The organism is Actinomadura sp. HBU206391 (genome assembly GCF_014323665.1).
GTDB lineage: Bacteria > Actinomycetota > Actinomycetes > Streptosporangiales > Streptosporangiaceae > Actinomadura_C.
Window position 1 is genome coordinate 1 of record NZ_JABVEB010000246.1, and the last position, 7,784, is coordinate 7,784.

General features: G+C 68.6%; 8 protein-coding genes and 3 tRNA genes. 4 read left to right on the forward strand and 7 right to left on the reverse strand.

Features of this window, described 5'->3' with window-relative positions:
- Positions 1 to 771 (reverse strand): hypothetical protein (locus tag HKK72_RS32810; protein WP_410050367.1); only part of this gene is annotated, 771 nt, incomplete at its 3' end.
- Positions 772 to 922: 151 nt separating this feature from the next.
- Between HKK72_RS32810 and HKK72_RS32815 the strand changes: the two genes are divergently transcribed.
- Complete coding sequence (locus HKK72_RS32815; protein WP_315987570.1) at positions 923 to 1,492, forward strand: tyrosine-type recombinase/integrase; 570 nt, start codon at positions 923 to 925, stop codon at positions 1,490 to 1,492.
- A gap of 48 nt (positions 1,493 to 1,540) precedes the next feature.
- On the opposite strand, the gene HKK72_RS32820 is transcribed toward HKK72_RS32815, so the two are convergent.
- From HKK72_RS32820 to HKK72_RS32835, 4 genes are all read right to left on the reverse strand, one after another.
- Positions 1,541 to 1,615 (reverse strand) — tRNA-Val (locus tag HKK72_RS32820).
- A 17-nt stretch (positions 1,616 to 1,632) separates the two neighbouring features.
- Positions 1,633 to 1,703, reverse strand: a tRNA-Cys gene (locus tag HKK72_RS32825).
- Between the two features lie 31 nt (positions 1,704 to 1,734).
- A tRNA-Gly gene (locus HKK72_RS32830) sits at positions 1,735 to 1,807 on the reverse strand.
- A 91-nt stretch (positions 1,808 to 1,898) separates the two neighbouring features.
- Positions 1,899 to 2,753, reverse strand: coding sequence for a tryptophan 2,3-dioxygenase (locus HKK72_RS32835; RefSeq protein WP_187238316.1), 855 nt, complete (start codon positions 2,751 to 2,753; stop codon positions 1,899 to 1,901).
- Between the two features lie 144 nt (positions 2,754 to 2,897).
- On the opposite strand from HKK72_RS32835, the gene HKK72_RS32840 reads away from it, so the two are divergent.
- Both HKK72_RS32840 and HKK72_RS32845 read left to right on the forward strand, forming a co-directional pair.
- Complete coding sequence (locus HKK72_RS32840; protein ID WP_187238317.1) at positions 2,898 to 3,338, forward strand: Lrp/AsnC family transcriptional regulator; 441 nt, start codon at positions 2,898 to 2,900, stop codon at positions 3,336 to 3,338.
- A 173-nt stretch (positions 3,339 to 3,511) separates the two neighbouring features.
- Complete coding sequence (locus HKK72_RS32845; protein WP_187238318.1) at positions 3,512 to 4,564, forward strand: acyltransferase family protein; 1,053 nt, start codon at positions 3,512 to 3,514, stop codon at positions 4,562 to 4,564.
- 43 nt (positions 4,565 to 4,607) lie between these two features.
- Here the strand turns inward: HKK72_RS32845 and HKK72_RS32850 are convergent, their stop codons facing one another.
- Positions 4,608 to 5,624 carry a ketopantoate reductase family protein gene (locus HKK72_RS32850; protein WP_222721430.1) on the reverse strand — a complete coding sequence of 339 codons (1,017 nt, stop codon included), beginning with the start codon at positions 5,622 to 5,624 and terminating at the stop codon, positions 4,608 to 4,610.
- Between the two features lie 58 nt (positions 5,625 to 5,682).
- On the opposite strand from HKK72_RS32850, the gene HKK72_RS32855 reads away from it, so the two are divergent.
- Positions 5,683 to 7,002, forward strand: coding sequence for an MFS transporter (locus HKK72_RS32855; RefSeq protein WP_222721431.1), 1,320 nt, complete (start codon positions 5,683 to 5,685; stop codon positions 7,000 to 7,002).
- Between the two features lie 64 nt (positions 7,003 to 7,066).
- Here HKK72_RS32855 and HKK72_RS32860 read toward each other — a convergent pair.
- Positions 7,067 to 7,784, reverse strand: a 718-nt coding sequence (locus HKK72_RS32860) for an SRPBCC domain-containing protein (RefSeq protein ID WP_315987571.1), incomplete at its 5' end; no start/stop codon positions are given.

Sequence of the window (7,784 nt, forward strand, 5' to 3'; positions counted from 1 at the left end):
AGCCTCTTCCATAAGGGCGCGAGCGGCGGCGACGTCGCCTTCGTCGATCCAGTAGGGGATCCGATGCATCCCCCAGAAGTGGTCGGGGTCTGGGGCTATGAGGTAATCCCAAGCGGCCTCTACCTCGTCACACTCGACCAAGCCTGGTCCGTTCAGGAGCCAATCCTCCAAGCGGCCCCGTAGGCGCCAGTCGTAGCGGGCCTGTTTGTACGCGAGGGCCACCGCCCGTTCGGCGAGCAGATCCCGGCTGTCGGCGTCGAGCAGTAGGTCCCACATCCGCACGTCGGTTTTGATGCTTTGCGACACGAGCACCAACAACACAAGGACATGTCGGCGCAAAGAGCGGTCTGGGTGCTCGAGCATGTCGAACCAGCTGGCTGGATGGACGCGCAAGGCCTTCCGGCATTCCTCACCCACATGTGTCATGTCCTTTCCGTACAGCGTCGCGGGTCTCCACTCGATGGCGTGCTGTGTGATGCGGATGAGCAAGGCGACGACGGCGACCCGGTCGCGGGTATGTGGGTGCAATGCGAGCCGCCGCAGGAACGGCACCGCCACGGAGGTCGCCGGACTCACGTGCTCACCGATCGGGCTCAGCAAAGCGAGCCGGTCACGTAGTTGACCGACCGCATCCCGATCACCTTGCCAGAGCAGCCGCAGCAAGATTGGCACCTGGTCAACGTCGCGGTTGCAGTCCCAGGCCAGATCCCAGCGAACGTTGTCCAGACCGGCAAGCGGATCGTTCGCGTTCGCAACGTCAGTTCCAATCACCGGGCTCTGCCTCCCCCGCTATCGCCATCCATACTCGTGGCAGTCATTCAGGCCGCCAGGTCGACGGCGGTGAAGTCAGCCGCATGAGTACGACGAGATCAACAAGGCGATCCGGGTCGCCGAACCACTGGCCGAGGTCCGGGGGCACCTGGTGAAGGCTCAACGCACCAAGACCCCGGCGGGCAAACGCTGGGTGCAGCTTCCGCCCTTCTTGGCGGAGCTGTACGAGGCACTGCTCGACGACTGCCAGACCGCCTTCGTGTTCGTCGGCGAGAAGGGCGGCACCCTGCGGCGCAGCAACTTCGGGCGCCGGTTCTGGCGGCCGGCCTGGGACGGTGACCTCGAGCACACCGACCCTGCCGGGCGGATCCCGCCTATCCTGCCCGGGTTCACCTTCCACGAAGGCCGCCACACCCACCGGACCTGGCTGGCCGACGACGGCATCAACGAGGTCGGGCGGGCCGCCCGGCTCGGTCACAAGATGCCTGGGATGGCCGGGGTGTACGAGCACGTGACACCGGAGACCAGACAACGGATCCTGCACGTGCTGCAACAGCGGTGGGAGGACTCACTGCTGGCTCTGCGTGACCGGGAGCGAGAGCAGCTCATCGCGTTCCTCCCGCAGATGAACAACAAGATCAACGAAATCACGGCGCGGCATCAGGCTGAGACGATCGAGGGCGATAAGATCATCGCCCGGATATCGCCCGAACAAGCCTGAAGCCCCGCCTCCCAAACAAGGGACAGGGCCTCTGACCTGCGCAAACAGTGGTGGGCGATACTGGGATTGAACCAGTGACCTCTACCGTGTCAAGGTAGCGCTCTCCCACTGAGCTAATCGCCCGGGACTGACAGCAGTCGAGGTGGAGACGGGATTTGAACCCGTGTACACGGCTTTGCAGGCCGTTGCCTCGCCTCTCGGCCACTCCACCAGTGCGAGGCCCGCACTGCTCGGCCTCTTCGAGCGGACGACGGGATTCGAACCCGCGACCCTCACCTTGGCAAGGTGATGCTCTACCAGCTGAGCCACGTCCGCTTGCTGTTCACCGGGCGGTGGTGCCCCGGTGCGTTAACTCTAGCGGAATCCAGGACCTCTTTGTGCACGCCTGCCGGCGACGGCGGGGTGATCATATTCCGGTACGGGCCGACCACAGCTCAGGGAACACGTCCTGATCCACAGCGCGCCGTAGCCAGCCGAGGCCACTGGATCCGGCGGTGCCGGGTTTGGCGCCCATAGCCCGTTTCACCGAGGCGTAGTGTCGTTGCCGCCATCGTGTGATCCGCTCGGCGACGTCCAGCAGCAGCTCGGCCAGTTCGACCAGATCGCGGTGTTCGGCGCCCGAGACGTAGACCGTGTGCCACGCCGTCTCCACGTCCTCATGCGGTTCGTAGGGGGAGGCCCAGTCGCGGTCCAGTCTCGCCTGGGGGATCGGGAGTCCGCGCCGGTGCAGGAGTGCCAGCACCTCGTCGTACAGGCTGGGCGTGCGGAGGGCGGCGGAGAGTTCGGCGTGCGCCTCGGGAACGCCCGCGTGTGGTCGCAGCATCGCCGCTGACTTGTTGCCGATCATGAATTCCAGCCTGCGGTAGGCGGCGGACTGGAATCCGGACGCCTCACCCAGGCGGTCGCGGAAGGCGTTGAACTCCACCGGAGTGAGCGTGGCGAGCAGGTCCCAGGAGGCTACGAGGACGTCCTGGGCGTGGAGCCCACGTCGCAGGGCCGCCGCCGCACCCGGAACATCGTCGGCCCGCAGCTCCTGCCGCGCCTGTGTCCACTCATGCTCCAGCAGCCCGAACAGCAGTTCCATGACCTGCGTGGTCACGATGAACGACATCTCCGCCGACACCCCGCTGCTCGGTTCCTGCAGGCGGTGGAGCGCATCGATGTGGGCGTACGCGGAGTACGGGGTCTCGGCGGGGCCGAACGACAGCCTCGGATCGCCCGCCGTCTCGGCGACGATCGTGGTGTGCCGCCCATGCGCCATTGTGACCCCCTGTTGACATCTGTTGATCACATCCATTCTGCGACGGTTCATCGCCCTACGGAATGGGCATCGCAACCTGGTTGGCCGGTTTGGCTTAACATATGAAATGTCAAAGTGGGTTTCGGTTTCCAATCGGGAGATCACATGGATGCTGTGGACCGCCGGCTCCTGGAGGAGCTGGAGAGCGACGCGCGGCTCTCCTTCAACGAGCTGTCGCGCCGGGTGAAGCTGTCGTCCCCGGCCGTGGCGGAACGGGTGCGGCGGCTCGAGGCGGACGGGGTGATCACCGGGTACCACGCGCATGTCGACCTCGCCAGGATCGGCCGGCCTGTCACCGCACTCGTGCAGGTCCAGTGCTACGGACCGCGTTGCATCCTGCGCGACCCCGACGTGGTGAACTGGCCGCAGGTGCTGCAGCTCCACCGGGTCACGGGCGCTGCATGCTGCGTGCTGCTGGTGGCGGTGCCCACCATGCCGCAGTTCGAGATCCTCATCGACCGTCTGGCGGAGTACGGGCAGCCGTCGAGCATGCTGGTGCTGTCGAGCCCGGTGGAGTGGCGCCAGGCGATCACAACTGACGGCTGACGCGGACCCGCTCGGCCCGGTCAGAGGACGGCCGCCGGCTCGACCGCCGATGGCGGGCGTGCGGCATGTCGCTCCCCGATGTTCGTCCGGCGTTCACGGAACCCTGGGCTCGCCTCCTCGTCGCGGAATTATGTTCGTTTATGAGCGATATGTCCGCGAATGGATGGGTCGTGATGCCGGTTCCCGCCGAGGCCAGTCCGCCACCGTCCGTTCGCGAGCGGAGCTCCGACCGCGCGCCGCCCCGGCCTCGCGACCCCTACTTCGACAACGCGAAGTTCCTCGCCGTCGTCCTCGTGGTCATCGGGCACGCTTGGGGCCCGCTGGAGGGACTGCGGCCGAGCGACACCGCGCACCTGTTCGTGTACACGTTCCACATGCCGCTGTTCATCGTCATCGCGGGTCACTTCTCGCGGTCCTTCGCGGTCAAGAGAGGGAAGGTCCGCGCCCTGATGACCGGTGTGGCCGTCCCTTACCTTCTCTTCGCGGCGGCGTATCCCCTCTACGTGAGCATGCTGGGCGGCGCGGCGTTCGTCTGGAGCCCGCTGTCGCCGTACTACCTCACCTGGTTCCTGCTGGCGCTGCTGATGTGGCGGCTGTCGACCCCGCTGTGGCAGCAACTCCGTCTTCCGCTGGTCATCGCGGTGGTGATCTCCCTGGTCTCCGCCGTGGTCCGGTTGCCCGATCCAGTGGTGACGAGGACGCTCGGATTCCTGCCCTTCTTCGTCGGGGGCCTGCTGCTCACCGAGGACCACTTCAGGCTGCTGCGGACGCGGCCGGCGCGCATCGCCGCCGTGCTGGTGGCGGGAGCGGCCACCGTCACCGCGGCGCTGGCCGAGCCGCACGTGAACCCCGAGTGGATTCACTATCGCCACCCAGGCGATCAGCTCGGCCTTTCCTTCCTGGCCTCGTTCGGGGTACGGGCGGCCGTGCTGATGTGCGGACTGGTGATGACGGCGGCGTTCCTCGCGCTGGTGCCCGCCCGCCGCACCTGGTTCACCGAGCTGGGCGCCGCGTCGATGTACGTCTATCTGCTGCACGGCTTCGTCATCCTGGGCGCGACGTACGCCGGCTGGTACACGCGGGTACGTGAGCTGGGAGCGGTCGGCGGCCTCGCCGTCGTGACGGTCCTCGGAGTGATGCTGGTCTTCGCGACGGGGAGCAGACCGGCCCGCCGGGCGTTCCGCTGGGCGGTGGAGCCACGGCTCGACTGGGCGTTCCGGCACTGAGCGCCCCCGGCCCTTCGTGCACGGCCTCCGCCGGATCGGCGTGTCAGGCTCCGGCGCGCTCCGGGGACGAGGGCGACCCCTCCGACGAGTCCGACGCCGACGCCGACGACGACCCCGGCGCTGAGCCGGAGCCCGAGCCAACGCCCGAGGACGTACGCAGTCGTTCGCGGTCGCGTAGATCGGCGACGAGGGCGGCGGTGACCGGTACGTCGAGGCCGTGGACCTCGGCGGCGCGCAGCACCGCGCCGCCGATCGCGTCGAGCTCGAGCTCCCGGCCCGCCTCCGCGTCGCGCAGCATGGACGACTTCATCCCCGCGTCGACCCGGTCGAGCGTCGTGACCACATCCTCCGCGCCCAGCGTCCCGCCGGCGGCACCGGCCACGGCGGCGATTTCTCGGGCCACGGCGAGCAGTTCCTCCCGCCGGCCCTCGCGTACCTCTCCGATGGCCGCGCCGGCGTGGGTGGTCAGCAGCGCCAGCGTCGCCAGGAACGACAGCTTGTTCCAGAGCATCGCGGTCTCGTCGTCGCTCACGGTCACATCGAGTTCGGCCGCACGGAGTCGCTCGGCGAGCCCGTCCAGGCGGTCGCGCGGTGTGGTGCGGCTCCCCAGCTCGATGGCGGCGAAGGGGCTGGCGTGCTCGATCCGTCCCGGCGCGATCCGGGTCGATTCCACGCGGATGGTACCGGCGATCACCTGCGGGGACGGGTAGCGTTCGCGCAGCGCGGCCATGTGCTCGGTGCCGTTGAGCAGCGGCACCACCAGTCCATCGCCGAGTACGTCGGGCGGCAGGCTGCCCAGGGCGGCGGCGAGCGTCGTCTGCTTGACGGCGATCAGGCACGCCTCCACGGGCTCGTCGAGTTCGGTCCGGGCGTCGACGGGCACCGTGAAGTCTCCGTACCTGCGGCTGCGCACGGTGAGACCGTCGCGCCGCAGAGCCGCCGCCGTGTCGGGCCGGGCCAGGAAGATGACCCGTCGGCCGCCGCGCGCCAGGAGACCGCCGAGGAGCCCGCCGACGCCGCCGGGGCCGAGTACGGCGATCGCCGCGTCCGTCGAGAGCACATGTCCTCCAAAGCCACCATCGGTCTGTTGAGCGAACTCCGTCATATAGCGTATCCGGGTGTCATCGGGTAAGGACGACCAGAAACAGGGCGACGCGCCTGTCCCTTTGGAACCCGAACCCGGACCCACCCCACGAAGGCTGACGACAGGTTTCCGTGCCGCCTTCGCCGACCTGACGCCGCTGAAGACGAGCGCCGACTACCGGCGGCTGTGGTTCGGTCACACGGTCTCGTCCATCGGGCAGCAGATGACCGCCGTGGCCGTCTCGGTCCAGGTCTACGCGCTCACCGATTCGACCTTCGCCACCGGCCTGGTGGGTCTGTGCTCACTGGTTCCGCTCGTGGTCTTCGGGCTGTACGGCGGCGCGATCGCCGACACCGTCGACCGGCGCAGGCTCGGCCTCGTCGGCTCGCTCGGGCTGGCTCTGCTCTCCGGTGTGCTGGCGGTGCTGGCGATGGCGGAGTCGCCCCAAGTCCTCCTGCTGTACGGGGCGGTGGCGCTGCAGGCGGTGTGTTACGCCGTGAGCACCCCCGCCCGGTCTGCCATGATCCCCCGGCTGGTACCGGCCGAACAGCTTCCCGCGGCCAATGCTCTGGCCACCGTGAGCATGAATCTCAGCTTCACGGCAGGACCGATGCTCGGCGGGGTCCTGATCGGCGTATGGGGCTACCAGGCGGCCTATCTGGTGGACACCGTCGCCTTCACCGCCACCCTGTACGCCATGTGGCGGCTGCCTGCCATGCGCCCGGAGGGAGTGCGCAAAGGGCGCGCTTCGGTTCTCGAGGGGCTGCGTTTCCTCGGCGAGCGGCCGAACCTGCGCATGAGCTTCCTGGCCGACATGGCGGCCATGATCTTCGGTATGCCGCGTGCGCTGTTCCCCGCGATCGCGGTGGGCTTCTACGCCGGCGACGCCCGTACGGTCGGGCTGTTGACGTCGGCTCCCGCGGTGGGCGCGCTTGCCGGCGCGGTCTTGTCCGGATGGGTGAGCCGCGTGCACCGGCACGGTCTCGCGGTGGTGTGGGCGGTCATCGCGTGGGGGCTGGCCATCGCGGGGTTCGGACTCATGCGGCAGCTCTGGCTGGGCCTGCTGTTCCTCGCGGCGGCGGGCTGCGCCGACAGCGTGAGCAGTATCTTCCGTAATACGATCATGCAGGTCGCCGCACCCGACGAGATGCGCGGAAGGCTTCAGGGCATCTTCATCGTGGTGGTGGCCGGCGGCCCGCGGCTCGGAGACTTCGAGTCCGGCTCCGTGGCCCAGCTGACGTCACCGGCCTTCGCCGTGGTCAGCGGCGGCATGGCCTGCGTCGTGGTGATGCTGCTGCTCCTCGCGCGATGGCCTGGTTTCGCGCGTTACGACGCGCGCGACCCGAAACCGTGACGCGCGCCGTCTCGGCGGGCGGTCCGATGGCCCGCCCGCCGAGGACGCGCCGGCGGGCATGCGATCAGCCGAGCCGATCCGCGTACATCTTCTCGAGCTCTCTGGTCCGCTCGGCCGGCACGGGTCGAGAAGATCCGAACAGCGTGGCGAACAGCAGCTCGAGGTGGGTCTGCCGCGCCGCGAGCGCGGTCGGCAGCAGATCCGCCAGCCGTGCGGGGACGGTCTGGGTGACGACGATCCGATGGCCGGACTTCGGGTCCGCGAGGACCTCCCAGCGGACCCGCCCGGCAGGTGCGCCCTCGTGTCGCCAGGTGTATTCGAGCAGGTGCGGCGGGTCTACCGCCGTGAGCGGACCGGCGGGCACGTCGTCGGTGGTGGACGCAGGCGGAGGCGGCGCGCCCACGGCCAGGTCGCGTCGCGTGGTACGCGCATCCTCCGTGGTGCCCTCACCTCCGATGAGCGCGGCCCATATGTCCGCGGCCGGTCGCCACACCAGGTCGCGCTCGAAGCGCACCAAGTGGCCGTCGGGGTGTCCCAGTACCTGGCCCTCGAAGGTGAAGCGCATGACCGCGCCGACCTTCAGCTCCGTCTCGACTCGGGCGGGGAACCAGTGCGCCATCTCGTCCGGCTCGGTGATGGCTCGCCAGACCTTCTTCGGGGAGTGAGCGAGTCGTCGTTCCAGCCTCAGCACCGGCTTCCCGTCGATGGTCTCGAGGGTTGCGGGGTCCTCTTCCACAGCACGTCCTTTCGCCTGGATCGCACGGAGCCGGAACGGCTCCGCC

Coding starts and splice junctions, on each gene's coding strand:
- HKK72_RS32835 (WP_187238316.1), bottom strand. CDS start 2,753: ATGGCGCATGGGCGGCACACCACGATCGTCGCCGAGACGGCGGGCGAT.
- HKK72_RS32840 (WP_187238317.1), top strand. CDS start 2,898: ATGGATGCTGTGGACCGCCGGCTCCTGGAGGAGCTGGAGAGCGACGCG.
- HKK72_RS32845 (WP_187238318.1), top strand. CDS start 3,512: ATGCCGGTTCCCGCCGAGGCCAGTCCGCCACCGTCCGTTCGCGAGCGG.